Origin of the sequence: Streptomyces inusitatus (assembly GCF_014651115.1) — a bacterium.
GTDB classification, from domain to species: domain Bacteria; phylum Actinomycetota; class Actinomycetes; order Streptomycetales; family Streptomycetaceae; genus Streptomyces; species Streptomyces amakusaensis.
In genome coordinates, this window is record NZ_BMWG01000035.1 from 25,531 (window position 1) to 51,884 (window position 26,354).

Sequence of the window (26,354 nt, forward strand, 5' to 3'; positions counted from 1 at the left end):
GCAACGCAGCAGCAATGGGTAACGCGAAGGAGACAGGCAGATGTCCGGCCACTCTAAATGGGCTACGACGAAGCACAAGAAGGCCGTGATCGACGCCAAGCGCGGCAAGCTCTTCGCGAAGCTGATCAAGCACATCGAGGTCGCGGCCCGTACCGGCGGGGCCGACATCGAGGGCAACCCGACCCTCTTCGACGCCATCCAGAAGGCGAAGAAGCAGTCGGTCCCCAACAAGAACATCGACTCCGCGGTCAAGCGCGGCGCGGGCCTTGAGGCCGGCGGCGCCGACTACGAGACGATCATGTACGAGGGCTACGGGCCGAACGGCGTCGCGGTCCTGATCGAGTGCCTCACCGACAACCGCAACCGCGCCGCGTCCGACGTCCGGGTCGCCATGACCCGCAACGGCGGCTCGATGGCCGACCCCGGCTCGGTCTCCTACCTCTTCAACCGCAAGGGCGTCGTGATCGTCCCCAAGGGCGAGCTGACCGAGGACGACGTCCTCGGCGCGGTCCTGGACGCCGGCGCGGAAGAGGTCAACGACCTGGGCGAGTCCTTCGAGGTGCTCAGCGAGGCCACCGACCTGGTCGCGGTCCGCACCGCCCTCCAGACCGAGGGCATCGACTATGACTCGGCCGAGGCCAACTTCGTCCCGACCATGCAGGTCGAGCTGGACGAAGAGGGCGCGCGCAAGATCTTCAAGCTGATCGACGCGCTGGAGGACAGCGACGACGTCCAGAACGTCTTCGCCAACTTCGACATCTCCGACGAGGTCATGGAGAAGGTCGACGCCTGACCCGGACGCGAAGGGCGGCCCGGCGGGGGAAACACCCGCCGGGCCGCCCTTTCCCGTCTCCGTTGTCAGTGCCGCCGGATAGCCTGCACAAACAGATGACCGAAGGAGGGGCGGCGTGCGCGTGCTCGGGGTGGACCCAGGGCTGACCCGCTGCGGTGTCGGCGTGGTCGAGGGCGTCGCCGGCCGCCCGCTCACCATGCTCGGCGTCGGAGTCGTGCGCACCGCCGCCGACGCCGAGCTGGGCAGCCGGCTGGTCGCCATCGAGGCGGGCATCGAGCGCTGGCTCGACGAACACCGCCCCGAGTACGTCGCGGTCGAGCGGGTCTTCAGCCAGCACAACGTCCGTACGGTGATGGGCACCGCCCAGGCCAGCGCCATTGCCATGCTCTGCGCCTCCCGCCGGGGCATCCCCGTCGCCCTGCACACCCCCAGCGAGGTCAAGGCCGCCGTCACCGGAAGCGGCCGCGCCGACAAGGCGCAGGTCGGCGCGATGGTGACCCGACTGCTCAGGCTCGACGCCCCGCCCAGACCCGCCGACGCGGCCGACGCCCTCGCCCTCGCCATCTGCCACATCTGGCGCGCCCCCGCGCAGAACCGCCTCCAGCGGGCCGTCGCCCTGCACACCGCACCCAAGGCCGCCCGCCCCGCACCGAAAGGCCGTACCGCATGATCGCCTCCGTGAGCGGCACCGTTGCCGCCCTCGCCCCCACCACCGCGGTCGTCGAGGTCGGCGGCGTCGGCATGGCCGTCCAGTGCACCCCCCACACCCTCGCCGGACTCCGGATCGGCGCGGAGGCCAGGCTCGCCACCTCCCTGGTGGTCCGCGAGGACTCCCTCACCCTCTACGGCTTCGCCGACGACGACGAGCGCCAGACCTTCGAGCTGCTCCAGACCGCCAGCGGAGTCGGCCCCCGGCTCGCCCAGGCCATGCTCTCCGTGCACACCCCCGACGCCCTGCGCCTCGCCGTCGCCACCGCCGACGAGAAGGCGCTGACCGCCGTCCCCGGCATCGGCAAACGAGGCGCGCAGAAGCTGCTGCTCGAACTGAAGGACCGCCTCGGCGAACCCCTGGGCGCGCCCGCCCAGCGCCGCGGCCCGGCCGCCGCCGCGCCCTCCTGGCGCGAGCAGCTCCACGCCGCCCTGATCGGCCTCGGCTACGCCCCCCGCGAGGCCGACGAGGCGGTCACCGCCGTCACCCCCCAGGCCGAGGCCGCCCCCGGCGCCCCCCAGGTCGGCCACCTCCTCAAAGCCGCCCTCCAGACCCTCAACCGCACCCGCTGACCCGCGCCCCGCCCGCAGGAATCCCGCACCCCGGCGGCCCCGCCGCCCTCACCACACGAGGCACACACTCAGTGAACTGGGACGACGACACCGACACCGCCCCCGGCCCCGCGGCCGCCCCCCTCACCGCCGACGGGCGGATCGTGGGAGCCTCGGCCGACGGCGAGGATCAGGCCGTCGAGGCGGCGCTGCGCCCCAAGTCGCTGGGTGAGTTCGTGGGCCAGGAGCGCGTCCGCGAGCAGCTCGACCTCGTTCTCACGGCGGCCCGCGCCCGTGGCGCGACCGCCGATCACGTCCTGCTCTCCGGCGCTCCCGGGCTCGGCAAGACCACCCTCTCGATGATCATCGCCGCCGAGATGCAGGCCCCGATCCGCATCACATCGGGCCCCGCCATCCAGCACGCGGGTGACCTCGCCGCGATTCTCTCCTCCCTCCATGAGGGTGAAGTCCTCTTCCTCGACGAGATCCACCGGATGTCCCGGCCCGCCGAGGAAATGCTCTACATGGCCATGGAGGACTTCCGCGTCGATGTGATCGTCGGCAAGGGCCCCGGAGCCACCGCCATCCCCCTGGAGCTGCCCCCCTTCACCCTGGTCGGGGCCACCACTCGGGCCGGGCTGCTGCCGCCCCCGCTCCGCGACCGCTTCGGCTTCACCGCCCACATGGAGTTCTACGACCCCGCCGAGCTGGAGCGCGTCATCCACCGCTCCGCCCAGCTGCTCGACCTGGAGATCGAGACCGCGGGCGCCGCCGAGATCGCCGGGCGCTCCCGGGGCACCCCCCGTATCGCCAACCGGCTGCTGCGCCGGGTCCGGGACTACGCACAGGTCAAGGCCGACGGAGTGATCACCCGCGAGGTGGCCGGGGCGGCCCTGAGGGTCTACGAGGTGGACGACCGGGGTCTGGACCGGCTGGACCGCGCGGTGCTCCAGGCCCTGCTCAAGCTGTTCGGCGGCGGCCCGGTGGGGCTCTCCACCCTCGCTGTGGCGGTGGGGGAGGAGCGTGAGACGGTCGAGGAGGTCGCTGAGCCCTTTCTCGTACGGGAGGGCCTGCTCGCCAGGACCCCCAGGGGCCGGGTCGCCACCCCCGCCGCCTGGGCCCACCTCGGGCTCACCCCTCCGCAGCAGACGCCCGGGCAGGCCCCCGGGCAGCTCGGACGGCCCGGCTTGTTCGGGGTGTGACGGCGCGGAGACTCCCGGAGGAGGGAACCGTGGTGCGATGCTGGGCGTTGTTCCAATGATGCGGACTCGCTTAGACTCCGCCGATGCCGACCTTCCGGGTCGGCGTACCCACCCCCGTAGATCAGGCCGCCTCGTCGACGCGGTCGTGTGAAGGAAGTCTCTTCCCGTGAACCTCGTGACCCTCCTCCCCTTCGTCGTGCTCATCGGGGCCATGTTCCTGATGACCCGGTCCGCCAAGAAGAAGCAGCAGCAGGCCGCAGCGATGCGCGACTCGATGCAGATCGGCACCGGAGTGCGCACGATCGGGGGCATGTACGCCACCGTCAAGGAGGTTCACGACGACAACGTGCACCTTGAGATCGCTCCCGGCGTCCACGCCGTCTACGCGAAGAACGCCATCGGCGCGGTCCTCGACGATGAGGAGTACAACCGCATCGTGCACGGCGACACCGCCGACGAGACCCCGGTCGTGCCCGACGACGCGTCCTCGCTGACCGACTCCGCCGACTCCGGCTCCGGCTCCGAAGCGCCCAAGATCGACCTCGGCAAGAAGCCCGAGACGGACGCGGCCCAGGACGGCGACGCCGCGGAGACCAAGGACGGCAAGTCCGACGGCGACAAGTAGCCGGATTCGGGGACCGCGGCGGCACCACCGGTGCCGGGCGGTCCCCCGGTCGTGTTGACTTCTGCGGGGGCAGGTCCCCACAACACTTCGTGGCCGCTCCGGCGCACACCCGGCGCGGGGCGGTTGGACAGGGAGAAACGAAAAGGTGGCAGCACCGAACAGGGGCCGAAGGCCCGCGGGGGGTCAGGGGAAGCCAGGTCGCACCCTGGTTCTGATCCTGATCGCCATGGTCGCGCTGACCGGCGGGATGTTCGCGACCGGGGACACCACGCCGCGCCTGGGCATCGACCTCGCGGGCGGTACCACGATCACGCTCAAGGCCAAGGCGGAGCCCGGCAAGGAGAGCGCGGTCAATGAGACCAATATGAACACCGCGGTCGGCATCATCGAACGCCGTGTCAATGGTCTCGGTGTCTCCGAGGCTGAGGTCCAGACCCAGGGCCGCGAGCACATCATCGTCAACATCCCCAAGGGGACGGACTCGGAGCAGGCCCGTAAGCAGGTCGGCACCACCGCCCAGCTCTACTTCCGTCCGGTGCTGACCGTCGCCGCGGGCGGGGTGACCCCGGAGCCCAAGCCGAGCGCCTCCGAGTCCGGCAAGGGCGCCTCCGACAAGGACGCCAAGTCCGACAAGGACACCGAGAAGGCGACCGACGGCAAGAAGGCCGACGACGCCGACAAGGCCTCCTCGTCGGCCGGAGAGCCCAGCGACAGCCCCACCACCCAGGGCCGTGCCGTCACGGAAGCCCTCAGGGCCCCGGCGGCGGACCCCACCGGCTCCCCGAAGGCCGCCGAGTCGTCCAAGGCGCCCGAGTCCCCGGCGGCCGACCCCGCCGCCTCCGCCGAGATGACCGCCCTGGAGAAGCAGTTCACCGCTCTGAACTGCCAGGACGAGAAGGCCCGCACCGCTCTCAGCGACACCACCCGCCCCGAGAAGACCGCCGTCGCCTGTGGCAAGAACAGCGCCGGCCAGTGGGAGAAGTACATCCTCGGCCCCGCCGAGGTGGACGGCAAGGACGTCGACGACGCCAAGGGCCAGCTGGACCAGCAGCGCGGCATGTGGATCGTCACCATGGACTTCACCAGCTCCGGCGCGAAGAAGTTCCAGAAGATCACCAGCAAGCTCTCGCAGCAGCAGTCGCCGCAGAACCAGTTCGCCATCGTCCTCGACGGCGAGGTCATGTCGGCCCCGCAGGTCAACCAGACGCTGAGCGCCAACGCCGAGATCTCCGGAAACTTCAACCAGGACTCGGCCCAGGAACTGGGCAACATGCTCTCCTACGGCGCGCTGCCGCTGACCTTCTCCGAGGAGAGCGTCACCACCGTCAGCGCCGCCCTCGGCGACGAGCAGCTCAAGGCCGGTCTCATCGCCGGCGCGATCGGCCTCGCGCTGGTCGTGATCTACCTGGTGGTCTACTACCGGGGCCTCGCGCTGATCGCCCTGCTGAGCCTGCTGGCCTCCGCCCTGCTCACCTACGCGCTGATGTCGCTGCTCGGCCCGGCCATCGGCTTCGCGCTGAACCTGCCCGCGGTCTGTGGCGCGATCGTCGCGATCGGTATCACGGCGGACTCGTTCATCGTCTACTTCGAACGGGTCAGGGACGAGATCCGCGAGGGCCGCACCCTGCGTCCGGCCGTCGAGCGCGCCTGGCCGCGCGCCCGGCGCACCATCCTGGTCTCGGACTTCGTCTCCTTCCTCGCCGCCGCGGTGCTCTTCGTCGTCACCGTCGGCAAGGTCCAGGGCTTCGCCTTCACCCTCGGTCTGACCACCCTGCTCGACGTGGTCGTGGTGTTCTTCTTCACCAAGCCGCTGATGACGCTCGCCGCCCGTACGAAGTTCTTCTCCAGCGGTCGCCCCTGGTCCGGACTCGACCCCCAGCGTCTCGGCGCCAAGCCTCCACTGCGCCGCTCGCGCCGCACGTCCGCCGTCCCCACCGCCCCGAAGGAGGCGTGAGATGTCGCGTCTCGGCACCATTGGCGCCCGGCTCTACCGCGGCGAGATCGGCTACGACTTCGTCGCCAAGCGCAAGTTCTGGTACGCCGTCTCGATCCTGATCACCATCACGGCCATCGTCGGCCTGGCGGTCCGGGGCCTCAACATGGGCATCGAGTTCAAGGGCGGCGCGGTCTTCACCACCCCGAAGACCAGCGTCTCGGTGGCCCAGGCCACGGAGTACGCGGAGGAGGCCTCGGGTCATATCGCCATCGTCCAGAAGCTCGGCAACGACACCCTGCGCATCCAGGTCAGCGACCTGGACACCGCCGCTGCCAGCAAGGCCAAGATCCAGCTGGCCCAGGACATGAAGATGGACCCCGACAAGATCAACTCCGAGCTGGTGGGTCCCAGCTGGGGCGAGCAGATCGCCAATAAGGCCTGGACCGGCCTCGCCGTGTTCATGATCTTGGTGGTGATCTATCTGGCCATCGCCTTCGAGTGGCGCATGGCCGTCGCGGCGCTGATCGCCCTCATCCACGACCTCACGATCACCGTCGGTGTGTACGCGCTGGTCGGCTTCGAGGTCACCCCGGGCACGGTGATCGGTCTGCTCACCATCCTCGGCTACTCCCTCTACGACACCGTCGTCGTCTTCGACGGTCTCAAGGAGGGCGCGGTCGGGATCACCAAGCAGACCAGATTCACCTACAGCGAGCTGGCCAACCGCAGCCTCAACGCCACACTGGTGCGCTCCATCAACACCACCGTGGTCGCCCTGCTCCCGGTCGCCGGTCTGCTCTTCATCGGCGGCGGCTTCCTCGGCGCGGGCATGCTGAACGACATCTCGCTGTCGCTCTTCGTCGGCCTCGCGGCCGGCGCGTACTCCTCGATCTTCATCGCCACACCGCTCGTCGCCGACCTCAAGGAACGCGACCCGCAGATGAAGGCCCTGAAGAAGCGGATCCTCGCCAAGCGCGAGGCCGCCGCCGCCCGGGGCGAGTCCCCGGACGGAGAGGACTCCGACCAGTACGACGAGTCCGGCGAGTACGAGGACGCCCTGCCCGGCGATGTCGCCCCCGCGGGCGCCGGCGCCGTCGTGTCCCCCCGGAACGACCGGGGCCGCGGCCGCTCCTCGGGCCGGCGCCGATGACCGCCGCCGCCCGTCAGGAGCTGCTGCTCAGCCGCATCCGCGACGTCCACGACTATCCGCAGCGGGGAGTGGTGTTCAAGGACATCACCCCCCTGCTCGCGGACCCGTCGGCCTTCGCCGAGCTGACCGACGCGCTCGCCGAGCTGTGCGCCCGTCACGGCGCGACGAAGATCGTCGGCCTGGAGGCCCGGGGCTTCATCCTGGGCGCGCCGGTCGCGGTCCGCGCGGGCCTGGGCTTCATCCCCGTACGCAAGGCGGGCAAGCTCCCCGGAGCGACGCTCTCCCAGGCGTACGAGCTGGAGTACGGCACCGCCGAGATCGAGATCCACGCCGAGGACCTCGCCCCGGACGACCGGGTCATGGTCGTCGACGACGTCCTGGCCACCGGTGGCACCGCCGGGGCCGCGATAGAGCTGATCCGGCGCGGCGGCGCGCAGGTCGCGGGCGTCGCGGTCCTGATGGAGCTGGGCTTCCTCGGCGGCCGTGCCCGTCTGGAGCCCGCGCTGCGCGGGGCGCCGCTGGAGGCGCTGCTCTCCCTCTGACGCCTTTCCGCCGCGGCGGAAACGACACGACCTCTGGGGTCCCGGGAAGCCTGGGACCCCAGAGGTCTGTTTCATCCGCTGGGGCACCGGAACACCGAGGTCGATACCATGGCCTTTCCGGACCTGAACCGGGGGACCGGAACCGCACGAGGAGCGCTCTTGCCAGACGAGGTCCGTCCCGCCACCGCCGCGCAGCCCGACCGGAAGGCCGACGAGGCCGCGGCAGCCCCTGCCGCGCCCGCCGACAAGCCCTCCGGCGCATCCGCGCGGCCCGCGCCCGACCGGGCGGCGAGCGGCGCGAGCCCCGTATCGGCCGTCAAGCCCCCTGTGAAGCCCTCCGGGGCCACCGCGTCCAAGCCCCCGGCCACCGCGGCCCCCCGGCCCGCACCGGCCCCCACACCGCGCGGAACGGCCTCCTCCAACCGGGTCCGCGCCCGCCTCGCCCGTCTCGGCGTGCAGCGCTCGTCCCCGTACAACCCCGTGCTCGAACCGCTGCTGCGGATAGTGCGCAGCAACGATCCCAAGATCGAGACCTCCACGCTCCGCCAGATCGAACGCTCCTACCAGGTCGCCGAGCGCTGGCACCGGGGCCAGAAGCGCAAGAGCGGCGACCCTTACATCACCCATCCGCTCGCCGTCACCACCATCCTCGCCGAGCTGGGCATGGACCCGGCGACCCTGATGGCCGGGCTGCTGCACGACACCGTCGAGGACACCGAGTACGGCCTCGACACCCTCCGCCGCGACTTCGGCGACCAGGTCGCCCTGCTCGTCGACGGCGTCACCAAGCTGGACAAGGTCAAGTTCGGTGAGGCCGCGCAGGCCGAGACCGTGCGCAAGATGGTCGTCGCCATGGCCAAGGACCCCCGGGTCCTGGTCATCAAGCTCGCCGACCGCCTCCACAACATGCGCACCATGCGCTACCTCAAGCGGGAGAAGCAGGAGAAGAAGGCCCGCGAGACGCTGGAGATCTACGCCCCGCTCGCCCATCGGCTGGGCATGAACACGATCAAGTGGGAGCTGGAGGACCTCGCCTTCGCGATCCTCTACCCCAAGATGTACGACGAGATCGTGCGGCTGGTCGCCGAGCGCGCCCCCAAGCGGGACGAGTACCTCGCCATAGTGACCGACGAGGTCCAGTCCGATCTGCGCTCCGCCCGGATCAAGGCCACCGTCACCGGACGCCCCAAGCACTACTACAGCGTCTACCAGAAGATGATCGTCCGAGGCCGTGACTTCGCGGAGATCTACGACCTGGTCGGCATCCGGGTGCTCGTGGACACCGTCCGCGACTGCTACGCGGCGCTCGGCACCGTGCACGCGCGATGGAATCCGGTCCCCGGCCGGTTCAAGGACTACATCGCCATGCCGAAGTTCAACATGTACCAGTCGCTGCACACGACGGTCATCGGCCCCAACGGCAAGCCCGTCGAACTCCAGATCCGCACCTTCGACATGCACCGCCGCGCCGAGTACGGCATCGCCGCGCACTGGAAGTACAAGCAGGAACCGTCCGCCGGGGCCTCCAAGGTCCGCACCGACGTGCCCAAGAAGGCCGGCAAGGACGACCACATCAACGACATGGCGTGGCTGCGCCAGCTCCTCGACTGGCAGAAGGAGACCGAGGACCCCTCGGAGTTCCTGGAGTCCCTGCGCTTCGACCTCTCCCGCAACGAGGTCTTCGTCTTCACGCCCAAGGGCGATGTCATAGCGCTTCCGGCGGGCGCGACCCCGGTCGACTTCGCCTACGCCGTCCACACCGAGGTCGGCCACCGGACCATAGGAGCCCGGGTCAACGGGCGGCTCGTACCGCTGGAGTCGACCCTGGACAACGGCGACCTGGTGGAGGTCTTCACCTCCAAGGCCGAGGGCGCGGGCCCGTCCCGCGACTGGCTGGGCTTCGTCAAATCACCCCGTGCCCGCAACAAGATCCGCGCCTGGTTCTCCAAGGAGCGCCGCGACGAGGCGATCGAACAGGGCAAGGACTCCATCGCGCGCGCCATGCGCAAGCAGAATCTGCCCATCCAGCGGATCCTGACCGGCGATTCCCTGGTCACCCTCGCCCATGAGATGCGCTACCCCGACATCTCCTCGCTGTACGCGGCGATCGGCGAGGGCCATGTCGCCGCGCAGGGCGTCGTCCAGAAGCTCGTGCAGGCGCTCGGCGGCGAGGAGGCGGCCAACGAGGACATCGCCGAAGACGCCCTGCCCTCCACCGGGCGCGGCAAGAAGCGCCGCTCCAACGCCGACCCCGGAGTGGTCGTCAAGGGCGTCGACGATGTCTGGGTCAAGCTCGCCCGCTGCTGTACGCCGGTGCCGGGCGATCCCATCATCGGCTTCGTCACCCGGGGCAGCGGGGTCTCGGTGCACCGGGCGGACTGCGTCAACGTCGACTCGCTCTCACAGCAGCCCGAGCGCATCCTCGACGTCGAGTGGGCCCCGACCCAGTCCTCCGTCTTCCTCGTCGCCATACAGGTCGAGGCGCTGGACCGCTCACGACTCCTCTCCGACGTCACCCGCGTCCTCTCCGACCAGCACGTCAACATCCTCTCCGCCGCCGTCCAGACCTCCCGCGACCGCGTCGCCACCTCCCGCTTCACCTTCGAGATGGGCGACCCCAAACACCTCGGCCACGTCCTCAAAGCCGTCCGCGGCGTCGAAGGCGTCTACGACGTCTACCGCGTCACCTCCGCCCGCCGCCCCTGACCCCGTCCTCACACTTCTCCCGTGCTTCCGGACTGGCTGGACTTCAGCCGGTCTTGCCCGGTCACGCCAATTTCAGCCCGTCCGGCGTTTGAGGACGGACCCTGAAGCCCTTGTGGCGACACTGAAGGAACGGGCCCAGGTCCGTTAACCCAGCCCGTCCGGGGGCACTCCCCCTGGCTGCGCCGGAGGTACCCCCACCGGCGAAGCCAGGGGGAGATTGAGGACGGACCCTGCCCCCCCCAGAGAGCCGCAGACGCAAGAGGCCCGAGCGACCGGGCCCAACACCAAGGGGCCCCGTACCACGCAGGTACGGAGCCCCTCACCGGCCAACAGCGGCGCCAGCCGCCTACCCGCCGAACTCCTCCAGCCCCTTCAGAGCCTGGTCCAGCAGCGCCTGCCGCCCCTCAAGCTCCTTCGCGAGCTTGTCCGCCTTCGCGTTGTTCCCCGCGGCCCGGGCGGCGTCCACCTGCCCGCGCAGCTTGTCCACGGCGGCCTGGAGCTGCCCGGTCAGCCCCGCCGCACGCGCCCGCGCCTCGGGGTTGGTCCGGCGCCACTCGTTCTCCTCGGACTCCTGAATGGCGCGCTCCACGGCGTGCATCCGGCCCTCGACCTTGGGACGGGCGTCCCGGGGCACATGCCCGACGGCCTCCCAGCGCTCGTTGAGGGAGCGGAAGGCGGCCCGGGCGGCCTTCAGATCCGTCACCGGCACCAGCTTCTCCGCCTCGGTGGCCAGCTCTTCCTTCAGGGTCAGATTCTCCGCCTGCTCGGCGTCCCGCTCGGCGAACACCCCGCTGCGCGCGGCGAAGAAGACGTCCTGCGCACCGCGGAAACGGTTCCACAGATCGTCCTCGGCATCCCGCTGCGCCCGGCCGGCGGCCTTCCACTCCGCCATCAGGTCGCGGTAGCGGGCGGCCGTGACACCCCAGTCGGTGGACCCGGAGAGCGACTCCGCCTCGGCGACCAGCCGCTCCTTGATCTTGCGGGCGTCCTCACGCTGGGCGTCCAGCGACGCGAAGTGCGCCTTGCGGCGCTTGGAGAACGCCGAGCGCGCGTGCGAGAACCGGTGCCACAGCTCGTCGTCCGACTTGCGGTCCAGCCGGGGCAGCCCCTTCCAGGTGTCCACCAGCGCCCGGAGCCGCTCGCCCGCCGACCGCCACTGCTCGCTCTGGGCCAGCTCCTCGGCCTCGGTGACCAGGGTCTCCTTGGCCGTGCGCGCCTCGTCGTGCTGCTTGGCCCGCTGGACCTTGCGCTCCTCGCGCCGCTTGTCGACCGACTCGACCAGCGCGCTCAGCCGCTTGGCCAGCGCTTCGAGGTCGCCCACCGCGTGATGCTCGTCCACCTGCTGACGCAAGTGGTCGATGGCGGCCTGGGCGTCCTTCGCCGAGAGGTCGGTGGTCTTCACCCGCCGTTCGAGGAGGCCGATCTCGACCACCAAGCCCTCGTACTTGCGCTCGAAATAGGCCAGAGCCTCCTCGGGAGTTCCGGCCTGCCACGATCCGACGACCTTCTCGCCATCGGCTGTACGCACGTACACGGTGCCCGTCTCATCGACACGGCCCCACGGGTCGCTGCTCACAGCGCCTCCTCCACCTGATGCCCGTGAAGGGTCTCGCCCCCCGGGCATCGTCCACAGTTTCCTGGGGGCGGGCCGCGCCCGCCCTGCACAACGCCAATCTAGGCGACCGGTCGCCCGCCTGTCCGCACTCCGCGCGGCCGAAATTCCCCGGCCCCGCCCGCCGGCCCGCCGGCCGTCACCTCTTGGTGACGGTCGCCTTCTCGACGGTGACCGCGTTCTTCGGGGGCCCGTCCGCCCCGCCACCGGTGACTCCGGCCTTCGCGATCTTCTCCACCGTCTTCAGGGAGGCGGCGTCCATCTTCCCGAACGGCGTGTAGCTGGGAGGCAGTTTCGTCTCCTTGTAGACCAGGAAGAACTGGCTGCCGCCGGTGTTGGGCTGGCTGGTGTTGGCCATCGCCACCGTCCCCGCGGGGAAGGTCACCGTCCCGTCGCCGCCCGGCTTGCCCAGACCGCTCAGATTCTCGTCCGGGATGTTGTAGCCGGGGCCGCCGGATCCGTCGCCCTTGGGGTCGCCGCACTGAAGGACGAAGATGCCGTCCGTGGTCAGCCGGTGACACTTGGTCCCGTCGAAGTAGCCCTTGCCCGCGAGAGCGTTGAAGGAGTTCACGGTGCGAGGCGTCTTCGACGCCTCCATCGCGATGTTCACCGGCCCCCGGTTCGTGGTGAGCTTCATCGAGTACGCCGCCTTCTTGTCGATCGACATGGCGGGCTCGGGGCTCTTGGCCTCGGAGGGGGTGGGCGCGGGGGACTCACTGGCCTTGCCGGCCTGGGTGACCTTGTCCTTGTCCTTGCCGTCGTCGGAGAACGCTCCGGTCGCGAAGGCGGCCCCTGCCGCAGCCAGGACCATGGCGACCGCCGCGGCGATCACCTGGTTCCGCTGCTTCCTCTTGCGGGACTGCATCCGGCGCTGGTGCTGGCGCTCGAACTTCTCTCGGGCGAGCTGCCGCCGCCGCTGATCGCTGCTGACCACCGGGTCTTCTCCCTCTGTTCCGCTGTGTCCTTGAGTGGCGTGTGCCCGTACCGTATACGGGTTGGCTGTGGAGGGAGCAGCGCCGGTAGGCTCTGATCTGCTGGAATTCAGGGCTCTGCCGTAATCGCGGGACAGAGACCGTCCCTTCCCCGCCACTCTCCGCAACCACATCCGAGGACGAACGTGCTAATTGCCGGGTTCCCCGCCGGGGCCTGGGGGACCAATTGTTATCTGGTCGCCCCCGCCGCGGGTGAGGAGTGCGTGATCATCGACCCGGGCCATCAGGCCGCCGACGGCGTCGCCGAAGCGGTCCGGAAGCACCGGCTCAAGCCCGTCGCCGTGGTGCTGACCCACGGCCACATCGATCATGTCGCCTCGGTGGTGCCCGTCTGCGGCGCCCATGACGTGCCCGCGTGGATCCACCCCGCCGACCGGTACATGATGAGCGACCCGGAGAAGGCACTCGGCCGCTCCCTGGGTACGCAGCTCATGGGCGAGCTGACCGTGGGGGAGCCGTCCGACGTGCACGAGCTGACCGACGGCGCTCGGCTCAGCCTGGCCGGTCTGGAGCTGACCGTGTCGCACGCGCCCGGCCATACCAAGGGGTCGGTGACGTTCGGGATGCCCGAGGGCGGCGATGTGCCGCCGGTCTTCTTCTCGGGCGACCTGCTCTTCGCCGGCTCCATCGGACGCACCGACCTGCCCGGCGGCGACCACGCCGAGATCCTCCGGTCGCTGGCACGCGTGTGCCTGCCGCTGGACGACTCGACCGTGGTGCTGTCGGGACACGGTCCCCAGACGACCATCGGCCGCGAGCGCACGACCAATCCCTATCTCAGGGACGTCGCCGCCGGCCTCGGGAGCACGGACGCTCCCCGACGAGGAATGTGACGAGAGAATCGCTGTGAGCACCTTTCAGGCCCCCCGGGGCACCTATGACCTGCTGCCGCCCGACTCGGCGACCTATCTGGCCGTCCGGGAGGCGATCGCGGAGCCGCTGAAGAACTCCGGGTACGGCTATGTCGAGACGCCCGGTTTTGAAAGCGTCGAGCTGTTCGCCCGCGGCGTCGGCGAGTCCACCGACATCGTGAGCAAGGAGATGTACGCCTTCGAGACCAAGGGCGGCAGCAAGCTCGCCCTGCGCCCCGAGGGCACCGCCTCCGTACTCCGCGCCGCCCTGGAGGCCAACCTCCACAAGCAGGGCGTGCTGCCCGTCAAGCTCTGGTACTCCGGCTCGTACTACCGCTACGAGAAGCCGCAGAAGGGCCGCTACCGCCACTTCTCCCAGGTGGGAGCCGAGGCGATCGGAGCCGAGGACCCCGCGCTCGACGCCGAACTGATCATCCTGGCGGACCAGGCCTACCGCTCGCTGGGGCTGCGCCAGTTCCGGATCCTGCTGAACTCGCTGGGCGACCAGGAGTGCCGTCCCGTCTACCGCGAGGCGCTCCAGGGCTTTCTGCGCGGTCTCGACCTCGACGAGGAGACCCGCCGCCGGATCGAGATCAACCCGCTGCGCGTCCTCGACGACAAGCGCTCCGAGGTCCAGAAGCAGCTGGTGGGCGCGCCGTCGCTGCGCGACTACCTGTGCGAGGCGTGCCGGGCGTACCACGATGAGGTGCGCGCCCTGCTGACCGGGGCGGGCGTCGTCTTCGAGGACGACGAGAAGCTGGTGCGCGGTCTGGACTACTACACACGGACGACGTTCGAGTTCGTCCACGACGGTCTCGGCTCCCAGTCCGCGGTGGGCGGCGGCGGCCGTTACGACGGTCTGTCCGAGATGCTCGGCGGCCCGGCGCTGCCGTCGGTCGGCTGGGCGCTCGGTGTGGACCGCACGGTTCTCGCACTGCGCGCCGAGGGCGTCGAGCTGGAGATCCCCGCGTCCACCAGCGTCTTCGCGGTCCCGCTGGGCGAGGAGGCGCGCCGGGTGCTGTTCGGCGTGGTGACCAGGCTCCGCAAGGAGGGCGTCGCCACGGACTTCGCCTACGGCGGCCGGGGCCTCAAGGGCGCGATGAAGGTCGCGAACCGCAGCGGTGCGCGGTACACCATCGTCGCCGGTGAGCGTGATCTCGCCGAGGGCGTCGTCCAGCTCAAGGACATGGAGTCCGGCGAGCAGAACGCGATCCCGCTCGCGGACGTCGTCGCGGAAGTCGCCGCCCGGCTGAGCTGAGCGTCAACGCGCCGCCCGCGCGGTCATGCCACCGCGTGACCCTCGTTTTCGGACGGCCGCGGGCGGTTTCCGGTCGGCGGGCGATTCCCCTCCCTCGCCCCGCCGACCGGCCCCGCTCCCCCCTTTCCGGGACCCTCGGCCCCGCCGACCGGCCCTTTTCCCGGCTGTGCGAGGGCGGGCATCCTGGCCTCGGGGACCTGGGACGCCGGGAGGGGTGCGGCAGAATGGCCCTTCCACCGCAGGCCATCGAGCAATGGAACGGCGATATGACGACAGCAGCGGTAGACGACGTGGACTCCGGCGAGCGAGTGGACGGAGGCGTCCGGCGGGACACGGTCGGCGGCAGCCGCTCCCTGGCCTGGCTGCTGATCATCACGGGCGCCGCCGGACTGCTGGCCGCCTGGGTCATCACCCTGGACAAGTTCAAGCTGCTGAAGGACCCGAACTTCACCCCGGGATGCAGCCTCAACCCTGTGGTCTCCTGCGGCAACATCATGAAGAGCGACCAGGCCTCCGTCTTCGGGTTCCCCAACCCGATGCTCGGCCTGGTGACCTACGCGATGGTGATCGCCATCGGCGTCGGCCTGCTGGCGGGAGCCCGCTACAAGCGCTGGTACTGGCTGGGACTGAACCTCGGCACCGCCCTCGGCGCCGGGTTCTGCATGTGGCTGATGTACCAGTCGCTGTACAACATCAACTCGCTCTGTCTCTGGTGCTCGCTGGCCTGGGTCGCCACGATCGTGATGTTCTGCTACGTCACGGTCCACAACGTCCGGCACCGGATCATCAAGCTCCCCGAGGGCCCGCGCGGCGCGCTGCTGGAGTTCCACTGGGTGCCCCCGGTGCTCTGGATCGGCATCATCGGCATGCTCGTGCTGACCCGCTGGTGGGACTTCTGGACCAGCTGAGCCCCCCGCCCCCCGGGCCCCCTTGTGGGGCCTCTCGCCGAGCACGCCCCCGAGCCCCGTGCCGGGGGCGTTGTCAGTGGGCTGGCATAGGCTTCAGAGCGTGGAGCCCGATCTTTTCACCGCCGCAGCCGAACAGCGCCAGGAGCAGGATCCGTCCAGCAGCCCCCTGGCCGTCCGGATGCGCCCCCGCACCCTCGACGAGGTCGTCGGCCAGCGGCATCTGCTCAAACCCGGCTCCCCGCTGCGCCGGCTGGTCGGCGGCGGCACAGGCCCGGCCGGGGCCTCCTCGGTGATCCTCTGGGGCCCGCCCGGAATCGGCAAGACGACCCTGGCGTACGTCGTCTCCAAGGCCACCGAGAAGCGCTTCGTCGAGCTGTCCGCCATCACCTCCGGCGTCAAGGAGGTCAGGACGGTGATCGACGGCGCCCGCCGCGCCGCCGGGGGATACGGCAAGGAGACCGTCCTCTTCCTCGACGAGATCCACCGCTTCTCCAAGGCCCAGCAGGACTCCCTGCTCCCCGCCGTGGAGAACCGCTGGGTGACGCTGATCGCCGCCACCACCGAGAACCCCTACTTCTCGGTGATCTCCCCGCTGCTCTCCCGCTCGCTGCTGCTCACCCTGGAGTCGCTGACCGACGAGGACCTCAAGGGGCTGCTGCACCGGGCGCTCACCGAGGAGCGGGGCCTCGGCTCCGCCGTCGGCCTCGCGAAGGACGCCGAGACGCATCTGCTGCGGATCGCCGGCGGCGACGCCCGGCGGGCGCTGACGGCCCTGGAGGCCGCGGCGGGCGCGGCTCTCGACAAGGGGGAGACGGAGATCTCCCTCGCCTCGGTGGAGGAGACCGTCGACCGCGCCGCGGTGACCTACGACCGGGACGGCGACCAGCACTACGACGTGGCGAGCGCCCTCATCAAATCCATCCGGGGCTCCGACGTCGACGCCGCGCTGCACTATCTGGCCCGCATGATCGAGGCGGGGGAGGACCCCCGGTTCATCGCCCGCCGGCTGATGATCTCGGCGAGCGAGGACATCGGCCTCGCCGACCCGACCGCGCTGCCCACCGCGGTGGCCGCGGCCCAGGCCGTGGCCATGATCGGATTCCCGGAGGCCGCCCTCACCCTCAGCCACGCCACCATCGCGCTGGCGCTCGCCCCCAAGTCGAACACGGCGACCACGGCGATAGGAGCCGCGCTCGCCGACGTCCGCGCCGGTCTGGCGGGCCCGGTCCCGGCCCATCTCCGCGACGGCCACTACAAGGGCGCGGCCAAGCTCGGCCACGCCCAGGGCTATGTCTATCCCCACGACGTGCCGGGCGCGATCGCCGCCCAGCAGTACGCGCCGGACGCGGTCCACGGCAAGCGGTACTACGAACCGACGCGGTACGGCGCGGAAGCGCGGTACGCGGACGTGGTGGAGAAGGTCAGGGAGCGGCTCGGCAGATCCGGGCCCGCGGTCTGAGCCGGCCGGGTGAGGGGCGGGCCCAGCGGGCACGGGCCCAGTGGGCGCGGGCTCAGTGCGAGGCCGCCTCGAAGAGGGTGTGCATCGCCCGGCGCAGCTCGGTGACGTCCCGTACCGGCTCGGGGAAGTCGAAGCGCGCGTCGAAGCACTGCTTCCCGACGAACCGCACCCGCAGCCCGAACCGGTCCAGCGCCAGCGGCACCGCCCGCAGCCGCCGGCCGTCCTCCTGGAGCGCGGCGTCCGCGCGCTCCCCGAGCAGCGCGCACAGCTCCTGGAGCTGGTCGCCGTGGGCGGCGTGCAGATGCTGGAGCAGCTCCGTCTCATGGGCGACGAGAGGATCCACCGAGGCGCGGGCGAAGTCCTCGGCCTCGACGTCGGTCGCGCCCCACAGATCGTCCACATACACCTCTCCCACCTCCAGCCGGACCATCATCCCGCCCGGCTCGGCGAGGCCCGGCACACAGGTGAGCCACCCGGAGACCCAGGCCCGGCCCCGGATCCGGTGCGGTACCGACACCGGTGCCACATCCGTGATCTCCAGTACGGCGGCCAGCTCGTCGTCCTGGGCATGGGTGGCCGCCCGCACGGCGGGGGAGTCGGCGGGGAAGAGGAGGAACACCTCGCCGTCCGGACCCACCACCCGGGCCTGCGGAGTCAGCTGGTCGGGGCGGACGGTCTCCACACCGGGAATGAGCAGTACCGCGGAGCATGTACTCTGTACGAGAGTTCGTGTGCGTTCGGCTGCTGACGGCATCCGATCGATTTCAAGCCCGCTGGGACGCGGCTGACCATGAGCTGATCGGACCTCCGTCGCCTCGACGCTCTGCTGAGCAGCGTCGGCTTCTTTTGTGCTGTCCGTGATGCGTTTGGTGTTCCCCGGGCGAGACATGCGATCTCCTTGAGTAAGGTGAGCCTAACCTAACCTACAACGGAGGTCTGGAGAACGTGCCTAACCAGTCGCGTCCCAAGGTCAAGAAGTCTCGCGCGCTCGGCATTGCGCTGACGCCGAAGGCTGTCAAGTACTTCGAGGCCCGCCCCTACCCGCCGGGCGAGCACGGCCGTGGCCGCAAGCAGAACTCGGACTACAAGGTCCGTCTGCTGGAGAAGCAGCGTCTGCGCGCCCAGTACGACATCAGCGAGCGCCAGATGGTCCGCGCCTACGACCGTGCGCGCAAGGCCGAGGGCAAGACCGGCGAGGCGCTGGTCATCGAGCTTGAGCGTCGCCTCGACGCCCTGGTCCTGCGTTCGGGCATCGCCCGCACCATCTACCAGGCCCGCCAGATGGTCGTCCACGGCCACATCGAGGTCAACGGCGGCAAGGTCGACAAGCCGTCCTTCCGCGTCCGTCCCGACGACGTCGTGATGGTCCGCGAGCGCTCGCGTGAGAAGACGCTGTTCCAGGTCGCCCGCGAGGGTGGCTTCGCCGCCGACGGCGAGACCCCGCGCTACCTCCAGGTGAACCTGAAGGCCCTGGCCTTCCGCCTGGACCGCGACCCGAACCGCAAGGAAGTCCCCGTGATCTGCGACGAGCAGCTCGTCGTCGAGTACTACGCCCGCTGATCCCGGGCGCGGTACCCATCGCGCTTCAGCCCGCCCCCTCCCCGCCGTTCCACGGCGGCGGAGCCGGCGGGCTCTCGCGTCTCCACCCCCCGATTCACCCGGCCCGGACACCCGCCGCCGGGTTCGGGCGGGCACCCCGGGCGCGATAGGCTCGGAAGACGATTTCTCAGACATTCGGCGACAAGCAGAGAGCGGTGCGGTGTGACCGGTGGAGAGGTTGCCGGGATCCTGGTGGCCGTCTTCTGGGCGATCCTGGTCTCTTTCCTGGCCGTGGTGCTGGCGAGGCTGGCGCAGACGCTCAGGGCGACCACCCGGCTCGTGGCGGAGGTGACCGAGCAGGCCGTCCCGCTGCTGTCGGACGCCTCGGCGACGGTCCGCTCCGCGCAGACCCAGCTCGACCGGGTCGACGCGATCGCGACCGACGTCCAGGAAGTCACCTCCAACGCCTCCGCGCTCTCCACGACCGTCGCCTCCACCTTCGGCGGCCCCCTGGTCAAGGTCGCCGCCTTCGGATACGGCGTACGCCGGGCGATGGGCCGCAAGGACGAGCAGCCCCCGCGCGAACGGGAATCCCCCCGCCGCACGGTGGTCATCGGCCGTGCCGTGCCCCGCGCCGAGCGCGCCCGACGGAACAAGAAGGGCTGACACATATGTTCCGCCGCACCTTCTGGTTCACCGCGGGCGCAGCCGCCGGCGTCTGGGCCACCACCAAGGTCAACCGCAAGCTTCAGCAGCTGACCCCCGAGAGCCTCGCGGCACAGGCCGCGAACAAGGCCATCGACGCAGGTCACAAGCTCAAGGACTTCGCGCTCGACGTGAGAGCGGGAATGATCCAGCGCGAGGAGGAGTTGGGCGAGGCACTCGGCACCAACGCCCCGCCCGACCCGGAACTCCCCGCACAGCGCCGCCGCCCCGCGATCGGGCGCCCCGCACCCGTCAAAAACACGCGCTTCCACCACTCGTACAACCGGAATGAGGACCACTGATGGAGTCGGCTGAAATCCGCCGCCGCTGGCTGAGCTTCTTCGAGGAGCGCGGGCACACCGTCGTGCCTTCGGCGTCGCTCATCGCGGACGACCCGACTCTTCTGCTGGTCCCCGCGGGCATGGTCCCCTTCAAGCCCTACTTCCTCGGCGAGGCCAAGCCGCCCGCCCCGCGCGCCACCAGCGTGCAGAAGTGCGTCCGCACCCCGGACATCGAAGAGGTCGGCAAGACCACCCGCCACGGCACCTTCTTCCAGATGTGCGGCAACTTCTCCTTCGGCGACTACTTCAAGGAAGGCGCCATCAAGTTCGCCTGGGAGCTGCTCACCAGCTCGCAGGCCGACGGCGGCTACGGCCTCGACCCCGAGCGCCTGTGGATCACGGTCTACAAGGAGGACGACGAGGCCGAGCAGATCTGGCGCGACGTCATCGGCGTCCCCGCCGAGCGCATCCAGCGCCTGGGCATGGGCCCCAACTTCTGGTCCATGGGCGTCCCCGGCCCCTGCGGCCCCTGCTCCGAGATCAACTACGACCGCGGTCCCGAGTTCGGCGAAGAGGGCGGCCCCGCCGTCAACGACGAGCGCTATGTGGAGATCTGGAACCTGGTCTTCATGCAGTACGAGCGCGGTGCGGGCGAGGGCAAGGAGGACTTCCCGATCCTCGGGGAGCTGCCCTCCAAGAACATCGACACCGGCCTCGGTCTCGAACGCCTCGCCATGATCCTCCAGGGCGTACAGAACATGTACGAGACCGACACCCTGCGCGTCGTCATGGACAAGGCCACCGAGCTGACCGGCGTGCGGTACGGCGCGGAGCACGGCTCCGACGTCTCCCTGCGCGTGGTCGCCGACCACATCCGCACCTCCGTGATGCTCATCGGCGACGGCGTCACCCCCGGCAACGAGGGCCGCGGCTATGTGCTGCGCCGCATCATGCGCCGCGCCATCCGCAATATGCGCCTCCTCGGGGCCACCGGCCCGGTCGTCGCCGAGCTGGCCGACGTGGTCATCACCACCATGGGCGTCCAGTACCCCGAGCTGATCACCGACCGCAAGCGGATCGAGGCCGTCGCGCTGGCCGAGGAGGCCCGCTTCCTCAAGACCCTCAACGCCGGCACCAATGTGCTCGACACCGCCATCACCGACACCAAGGCCGGCGGCGGCAAGGTGCTCGCCGGCGACAAGGCGTTCCTGCTCCACGACACCTGGGGCTTCCCGATCGACCTCACCCTGGAGATCGCCTCCGAGCAGGGCCTGAGCGTCGACGAGGACGGCTTCCGCCGTCTGATGAAGGAGCAGCGGGACAAGGCCAAGGCCGACGCCCGGGCCAAGAAGACCGGCCACGCCGACCTCTCGGCCTACCGCGAGGTCGCCGACGTCGCCGGCTCCACCGAGTTCACCGGCTACACCTCCACCGAGGGCGAGACCACGGTCGTCGGTCTGCTGGTCGACGGAGTGCCCTCGCCCGCCGCCACCGAGGGCGACGAGATCGAGATCGTCCTCGACCGCACCCCCTTCTACGCCGAGGGCGGCGGCCAGCTCGCCGACCAGGGCCGCATCAAGCTCGACTCCGGCGCCGTCATCCAGATCCGCGACGTCCAGCAGCCGGTGCCCGGCGTCTCCGTGCACAAGGGATCGGTGCAGGTCGGCGAGGTCACCGTCGGCGCCTCCGCCTACGCCTCCATCGACACCAAGCGCCGCCGCGCCATCGCCCGCGCCCACAGCGCCACCCATCTGACCCACCAGGCGCTCCGTGACGCGCTCGGCCCCACCGCCGCCCAGGCCGGTTCGGAGAACTCGCCCGGCCGCTTCCGCTTCGACTTCGGCGCGCCCTCCGCCGTCCCCGGCACGGTCCTCACCGATGTCGAGCAGCGGATCAACGAGGTGCTCTCCCGGGAGCTGGACGTCCAGGCCGAGGTCATGTCCATCGACGAGGCCAAGAAGCAGGGCGCCATCGCCGAGTTCGGCGAGAAGTACGGCGAGCGGGTGCGGGTCGTCACCATCGGCGACTTCTCCAAGGAGCTGTGCGGTGGCACGCACGTCGGCAACACCGCCCAGCTGGGCCTGGTGAAGCTGCTCGGCGAGTCCTCGATCGGCTCCGGTGTGCGCCGTATCGAGGCCCTCGTCGGCGTCGACGCGTACAACTTCCTCGCCAAGGAGCACACGGTCGTCGCCCAGCTCCAGGAGCTGGTCAAGGGCCGTCCCGAGGAGCTGCCCGAGAAGATCTCCGGCATGCTGGCCAAGCTGAAGGACGCCGAGAAGGAGATCGACAGGTTCCGTGCGGAGAAGGTCCTCCAGGCCGCCGCCGGGCTCGCCGAGGGGGCCCGTGACATCCGGGGCACCGCCCTGGTGACCGGCCAGGTGCCCGACGGGACCTCCGCCGACGATCTGCGCAAGCTGGTCCTCGACGTCCGCGGCCGCATCCCGGGCGACCGGCCCGCCGTGGTCGCGCTCTTCACCGTGGCGAACGGCCGCCCGCTGACCGTCATCGCCACCAACGAGGCCGGGCGCGAGCGCGGCCTCAAGGCCGGCGAGCTGGTCCGCGCCGCGGCCAAGACCCTCGGCGGCGGTGGCGGCGGCAAGCCGGACGTCGCCCAGGGCGGCGGCCAGAACCCCGAGGCCGTCGACGACGCGATCGCCGCCGTGGAGCGTCTGGTGGCCGAGAACTCGTGAGGCGAGGACGCCGTCTGGCGCTCGACGTCGGGGACGCCCGGATCGGGGTCGCCTCGTGCGACCCCGACGGGGTCCTCGCCACCCCGGTGGAGACCGTGCCGGGGCGCGATGTTCCGGCCGCCCACCGGCGGCTCCGCGCGCTGGTCGAGGAGTACGAGCCGGTCGAGGTCGTCGTCGGGCTGCCCCGCTCGCTCAGCGGCGGGGAGGGCCCGGCGGCCCTGAAGATCCGCGCGTTCGCCCAGGAGCTGGCCCGGGGCGTCGCCCCGGTGCCGGTCCGGCTGCTGGACGAGAGGATGACCACAGTAACGGCGGCCCAGGGGCTGAGGGCCTCGGGCGTGAAGTCCAGAAAAGGCCGCTCTGTGATTGACCAAGCTGCCGCTGTGGTGATCCTTCAGAACGCTCTGGAGTCCGAACGGACGTCAGGTCTTCCCCCCGGCGAGTCCGTCGAAGTGGTTGTCTGATCGCGATACGGTAACGTTCCGCGCGACGTGGCGGCGTTCGAACAGCCGCCGCACCACGTAGAGGTGGACCGACCGGCTCCCTCGCGGCTGTTTGGGGAACGATGACTGAATATGGACGGGGCTCAGGCCCCGCACCGTGGCATCCGGAGGACCCGCTGTACGGGGACCAGGGGTGGACAGGTCACCAGACCCCGGACGGCGGGAACGCCCCCTACACGGCCGAGCAGGCGCAGCAGGCCCAGCAGCTGTACGAGGGCGGGCAGCAGGACCCGTACCAGCAGCAGTACGCCGCCGGTCAGCCCTACGGCAGCCCCTCCTACGGTGAACAGCAGTACGGAAACCAGCCGCAGCCCGACCAGCTCCAGGGCCAGGCGCAGCAGCAGGCGCACCAGGCACAGCAGCAGCAGGCGCAGCCTCAGCAGTACGCCGAACAGCAGCAGGACCCCTATCACCAGCAGTACGCGGAGCACCAGTACGCGGCCGGCGGCGGATGGGACGCCGCGCAGCAGACCGGGCTGCCCTACGACCCCGCCGCGCAGAGCGTCCAGTACCAGGGCGAGACGCCCGATCCGTACGGGACGCCCGAGGCGTACCCGCCGCCGGAGCCCCCGGCCCGCCGGTCCGCGCGGCCGGAACCGGCCGCCGGGGCGGAGTCCGGCTCCGAGCCCGAGCACGACTGGGACGCGGAGCCGGAGGCCGAGAAGCACCCCTTCTTCACCGGGGCCGACGCTCCCGACGCGGAACCCGAGCCGGGCGGCTCCCGCAGGTCCGGCGGAGGCGGCGGCAAGGAGGGGCGCGGCGGCGGCCGGTCCAAGAAGCAGAAGAAGGGCCGCAACGGCATCGCCTGTCTGGTCGTCGCCACGGTCCTGGTCGGCGGCCTCGGCGGAGTCACCTACTTCGGCTATCAGTTCTGGCAGGGCAAATTCGGCGCGGCCCCCGACTACACGGGCGAGGGCACCGGCACCGTCCAGGTCGAGATCCCCCAGGACTCCGGCGGCTTCGTCATCGGCCAGCTGCTCAAGAAGAAGGGCGTCGTCAAGAGCGTCGACGCCTTCGTCTCCGCGCAGGGGAACAATCCGCAGGGCAAGAGCATCCAGGCGGGCGTCTACACGATGAAGAAGGAGATGTCCGCGGCGAGCGCGGTGAAGCTGATGCTCAGCCCCAGCAGCCGCAACTCCCTGGTCATCCCCGAGGGCAAGCGCAACGTCTGGGTGTACGAGCAGATCGACACCAAGCTGGGACTGGAGTCGGGCACCACCAAGAAGGTCGCCCAGGACCAGGCCAAGAACCTCGGACTGCCCGACTGGGCGATGGGGCATCCGAATCTCAAGGACCCGCTGGAGGGATTCCTCTTCCCGGCCAGCTATCCGGTCGCCAAGGGCACCAAGCCGGAGAAGGTCCTCCGGAAGATGGTCTCCCGCGCCAATCAGGAATACAGCCGTCTCGACCTCGAAGCACAGGCCAAGAAGCTCAAGCTCGAAGGGCCGTGGCAGCTGATCACGGTGGCGAGTCTGGTGCAGGCCGAGGGCAAGACCGACGACGACTTCCGGAAGATGGCCGAGGTCGTCTACAACCGCCTCAAGCCCGACAACACCGAGACCAATCGGAAGATCCAGTTCGACTCTGCCTTCAATTATCTGAGGGGCCAGAGCGAGATCAAGATCAGCGAATCCGAGATCAACAGCAATCCGGACCTGTACAACACGTATTACCACGAGGGTCTCACCCCCGGCCCCATCGGGAATCCCGGTATGGAGGCGCTGGAGGCCACACTCAAGCCGACGGAAGACGGCTGGATGTATTTCGTGGCGACCGACGGAATGAACAAGACGGAATTCGCCAAGAATCATGACGACTTCGAGGAACTGAAGGACAAGTTCAATGACGCCGTCGGATGACCGGCCCGAGCGGGACGCCTGGGACGGTCCGGGCGCCGCGCACCGGGCCGCGGTGCTCGGCTCGCCGATCCAGCACTCCCTCTCCCCGATACTGCACCGCGCCGCCTACGCGGCGCTGGGCCTCACCGACTGGTCGTACGGCCGCTTCGAGGTGACCGAGGAGGCCCTCCCGTCCTTCGTGGAGCGGCTGGACGCCTCCTGGGCCGGGCTCTCGCTGACCATGCCGCTCAAGCGGGCGATCATTCCCCTGCTCGACGGGATCAGCGACACCGCCGCGTCGGTGGAGGCCGTCAACACGGTCGTCCTCACCGAGGACGGCCGCCGCCTCGGCGACAACACCGACATCCCCGGCATGATCGCCGCGCTCGCCGAGCGGGGCGTGCGCAAGGTCGAGTCCGCGGCCGTCCTCGGCGCCGGGGCGACCGCCTCCTCCGCGCTGGCGGCGCTCGCCCGGATCTGCTCGGGGCCGGTCACCGCCTATGTCCGCAGCGAGGCCCGGGCGGCCGAGATGCGCGGCTGGGGCGAACGGCTCGGAATCGACGTACGCACCGCCGACTGGGAGAAGGCCGCCGACGCGCTGCGGGCCCCGCTGATCATCGCCACCACCCCCGCCGGGGCCGCCGACGCCCTCGCGGCCGAGGTGCCCGCACGGCCCGGCACCCTCTTCGACGTGCTGTACGACCCCTGGCCCACCGCGCTCGCCGCGAGCTGGTCGGCGCGCGGCGGAGCCGTCGTCGGCGGACTGGACCTCCTGGTCCACCAGGCGGTCCTCCAGGTGGAGCAGATGACCGGAAAGTCTCCCGCGCCGCTCGCCGTGATGCGTAACGCGGGTGAAGAGGCCCTCGAATCCCTTTAGGATCACCGCAGTCGGCGACGCTGGACGGGGGACGCGATGGAGACCGCTCAGCCACAGGCCGGAGCGGTGGGCAAGGTCTTCGACCTGGTCGAAGTGATCACGACCTTCCTCCCGGACTGGCTGGAGATCCCGGTGCTCTGCGCGGCGGGCCTGCTGGTCGCCGGAGTCTGGGCGTACTCCCTCCGGGGCCGGCTCGCCGCCCGCAGGGCCGCCCGGGCCGTGCGCCCGGCCCCCGGGACCGACGGTCTGCGCGGCTCGGACTATCTCGGCGTGTACGCGCCGAAGCCGCAGCCCGAGCCCCGGCCCGAGTCGCAGTCCGAGTCGCGGCAGGAGCCCGCCCGGCCGCCCGGCCACCATGACCGGCAGGTTCCAGCGGTGTGAAATCTCCGCGAGGCATATGCCCCGCGACGAGGCGGGAACGGACGGTACGGACGGCCCCGCCGACGTCCGTCAGCTGGACCTCGCACCAGCGCACCCCGCCGGACATGGGAGGATCGACCCCGGCGGGCCAGGGCCGCGCACCCGGTCGCGCCATTGCACATGGAGGCGCGAACAGAGGAGCACTGGTGAGCAGGTTGCGTTGGCTGACGGCGGGGGAGTCCCACGGTCCCGCACTGGTGGCGACGCTGG

General features: G+C 70.4%; 24 protein-coding genes. 21 read left to right on the forward strand and 3 right to left on the reverse strand.

From position 1 onward, the window contains the following. Positions 1-40 precede the first annotated feature (40 nt). From IE247_RS32250 to IE247_RS32290, 9 genes are all read left to right on the forward strand, one after another. Positions 41-793 carry a YebC/PmpR family DNA-binding transcriptional regulator gene (locus IE247_RS32250; RefSeq protein ID WP_190126908.1) on the forward strand — a complete coding sequence of 251 codons (753 nt, stop codon included), beginning with the start codon at positions 41-43 and terminating at the stop codon, positions 791-793. Positions 794-908: 115 nt separating this feature from the next. Beyond that, a complete protein-coding gene (ruvC, locus tag IE247_RS32255) occupies positions 909-1,463 on the forward strand; it encodes a crossover junction endodeoxyribonuclease RuvC (protein WP_190126909.1) in 555 nt (184 codons plus the stop codon). Further along, a complete protein-coding gene (gene ruvA, locus IE247_RS32260; protein WP_190126910.1) occupies positions 1,460-2,074 on the forward strand; it encodes a Holliday junction branch migration protein RuvA in 615 nt (204 codons plus the stop codon). The genes ruvC and ruvA overlap by 4 nt, the downstream gene beginning before the upstream one ends. A gap of 71 nt (positions 2,075-2,145) precedes the next feature. After that, a complete protein-coding gene (gene ruvB / locus IE247_RS32265) occupies positions 2,146-3,255 on the forward strand; it encodes a Holliday junction branch migration DNA helicase RuvB (protein ID WP_190126911.1) in 1,110 nt (369 codons plus the stop codon). Between the two features lie 166 nt (positions 3,256-3,421). Next, complete coding sequence (gene yajC, locus IE247_RS32270; protein ID WP_190126912.1) at positions 3,422-3,880, forward strand: preprotein translocase subunit YajC; 459 nt, start codon at positions 3,422-3,424, stop codon at positions 3,878-3,880. A gap of 145 nt (positions 3,881-4,025) precedes the next feature. Beyond that, a complete protein-coding gene (secD, locus tag IE247_RS32275) occupies positions 4,026-5,834 on the forward strand; it encodes a protein translocase subunit SecD (RefSeq protein WP_190126913.1) in 1,809 nt (602 codons plus the stop codon). Position 5,835: 1 nt separating this feature from the next. Next, on the forward strand, positions 5,836-6,966 hold the full coding sequence (gene secF / locus IE247_RS32280; protein WP_190126914.1) for a protein translocase subunit SecF: 1,131 nt from the start codon (positions 5,836-5,838) through the stop codon (positions 6,964-6,966). After that, on the forward strand, positions 6,963-7,508 hold the full coding sequence (locus IE247_RS32285; protein ID WP_190126915.1) for an adenine phosphoribosyltransferase: 546 nt from the start codon (positions 6,963-6,965) through the stop codon (positions 7,506-7,508). Before secF ends, IE247_RS32285 begins: the two co-directional genes overlap by 4 nt. Before the next feature lie 159 nt (positions 7,509-7,667). Next, positions 7,668-10,214 (forward strand): RelA/SpoT family protein, encoded by a 2,547-nt coding sequence (locus IE247_RS32290; protein ID WP_190126916.1) that lies wholly within the window; start codon positions 7,668-7,670, stop codon positions 10,212-10,214. Positions 10,215-10,560: 346 nt separating this feature from the next. On the opposite strand, the gene IE247_RS32295 is transcribed toward IE247_RS32290, so the two are convergent. Both IE247_RS32295 and IE247_RS32300 read right to left on the reverse strand, forming a co-directional pair. Further along, positions 10,561-11,790, reverse strand: a complete 1,230-nt coding sequence (locus IE247_RS32295; RefSeq protein WP_190126917.1) for a DUF349 domain-containing protein — start codon at positions 11,788-11,790, stop codon at positions 10,561-10,563. A gap of 175 nt (positions 11,791-11,965) precedes the next feature. Continuing rightward, a complete protein-coding gene (locus tag IE247_RS32300; RefSeq protein WP_190126918.1) occupies positions 11,966-12,760 on the reverse strand; it encodes a peptidylprolyl isomerase in 795 nt (264 codons plus the stop codon). A 183-nt stretch (positions 12,761-12,943) separates the two neighbouring features. Here IE247_RS32300 and IE247_RS32305 point away from each other — a divergent pair, with 183 nt between their 5' ends. The 4 genes from IE247_RS32305 (at position 12,944) to IE247_RS32320 (ending at position 17,294) form a co-directional block, all read left to right on the forward strand. After that, the gene (locus tag IE247_RS32305) at positions 12,944-13,651 is read left to right on the forward strand and encodes an MBL fold metallo-hydrolase (protein WP_190126919.1); all 708 of its coding nucleotides are present in this window, start codon (positions 12,944-12,946) and stop codon (positions 13,649-13,651) included. Between the two features lie 13 nt (positions 13,652-13,664). Next, positions 13,665-14,927: a histidine--tRNA ligase gene (hisS, locus tag IE247_RS32310; RefSeq protein ID WP_190126920.1), complete on the forward strand. Its 1,263-nt coding sequence runs from the start codon at positions 13,665-13,667 to the stop codon at positions 14,925-14,927. Positions 14,928-15,193: 266 nt separating this feature from the next. Further along, on the forward strand, positions 15,194-15,835 hold the full coding sequence (locus tag IE247_RS32315; protein ID WP_190126921.1) for a vitamin K epoxide reductase family protein: 642 nt from the start codon (positions 15,194-15,196) through the stop codon (positions 15,833-15,835). 100 nt (positions 15,836-15,935) lie between these two features. After that, positions 15,936-17,294, forward strand: coding sequence for a replication-associated recombination protein A (locus IE247_RS32320; RefSeq protein ID WP_190126922.1), 1,359 nt, complete (start codon positions 15,936-15,938; stop codon positions 17,292-17,294). A 52-nt stretch (positions 17,295-17,346) separates the two neighbouring features. On the opposite strand, the gene IE247_RS32325 is transcribed toward IE247_RS32320, so the two are convergent. Further along, complete coding sequence (locus IE247_RS32325; protein ID WP_190126923.1) at positions 17,347-18,048, reverse strand: DUF2470 domain-containing protein; 702 nt, start codon at positions 18,046-18,048, stop codon at positions 17,347-17,349. A 191-nt stretch (positions 18,049-18,239) separates the two neighbouring features. Here IE247_RS32325 and rpsD point away from each other — a divergent pair, with 191 nt between their 5' ends. From rpsD to IE247_RS32365, 8 genes are all read left to right on the forward strand, one after another. Then, positions 18,240-18,854, forward strand: coding sequence for a 30S ribosomal protein S4 (rpsD, locus tag IE247_RS32330; protein ID WP_190126924.1), 615 nt, complete (start codon positions 18,240-18,242; stop codon positions 18,852-18,854). Between the two features lie 201 nt (positions 18,855-19,055). Continuing rightward, on the forward strand, positions 19,056-19,499 hold the full coding sequence (locus tag IE247_RS32335; protein ID WP_190126925.1) for a DUF948 domain-containing protein: 444 nt from the start codon (positions 19,056-19,058) through the stop codon (positions 19,497-19,499). A 5-nt stretch (positions 19,500-19,504) separates the two neighbouring features. Beyond that, the gene (locus tag IE247_RS32340) at positions 19,505-19,840 is read left to right on the forward strand and encodes a DUF6167 family protein (protein WP_190126926.1); all 336 of its coding nucleotides are present in this window, start codon (positions 19,505-19,507) and stop codon (positions 19,838-19,840) included. Next, on the forward strand, positions 19,840-22,509 hold the full coding sequence (gene alaS / locus IE247_RS32345; protein ID WP_190126927.1) for an alanine--tRNA ligase: 2,670 nt from the start codon (positions 19,840-19,842) through the stop codon (positions 22,507-22,509). Before IE247_RS32340 ends, alaS begins: the two co-directional genes overlap by 1 nt. Further along, on the forward strand, positions 22,506-22,970 hold the full coding sequence (gene ruvX / locus IE247_RS32350) for a Holliday junction resolvase RuvX (RefSeq protein WP_190126928.1): 465 nt from the start codon (positions 22,506-22,508) through the stop codon (positions 22,968-22,970). Before alaS ends, ruvX begins: the two co-directional genes overlap by 4 nt. Positions 22,971-23,071: 101 nt before the next feature. After that, positions 23,072-24,868, forward strand: coding sequence for an endolytic transglycosylase MltG (gene mltG, locus IE247_RS32355; RefSeq protein ID WP_190126929.1), 1,797 nt, complete (start codon positions 23,072-23,074; stop codon positions 24,866-24,868). Continuing rightward, positions 24,852-25,724 carry a shikimate dehydrogenase gene (locus tag IE247_RS32360; protein ID WP_190126930.1) on the forward strand — a complete coding sequence of 291 codons (873 nt, stop codon included), beginning with the start codon at positions 24,852-24,854 and terminating at the stop codon, positions 25,722-25,724. The genes mltG and IE247_RS32360 overlap by 17 nt, the downstream gene beginning before the upstream one ends. A gap of 36 nt (positions 25,725-25,760) precedes the next feature. Beyond that, on the forward strand, positions 25,761-26,105 hold the full coding sequence (locus tag IE247_RS32365) for a hypothetical protein (RefSeq protein WP_190126931.1): 345 nt from the start codon (positions 25,761-25,763) through the stop codon (positions 26,103-26,105). The last annotated feature ends 249 nt before the right edge of the window (positions 26,106-26,354 follow it).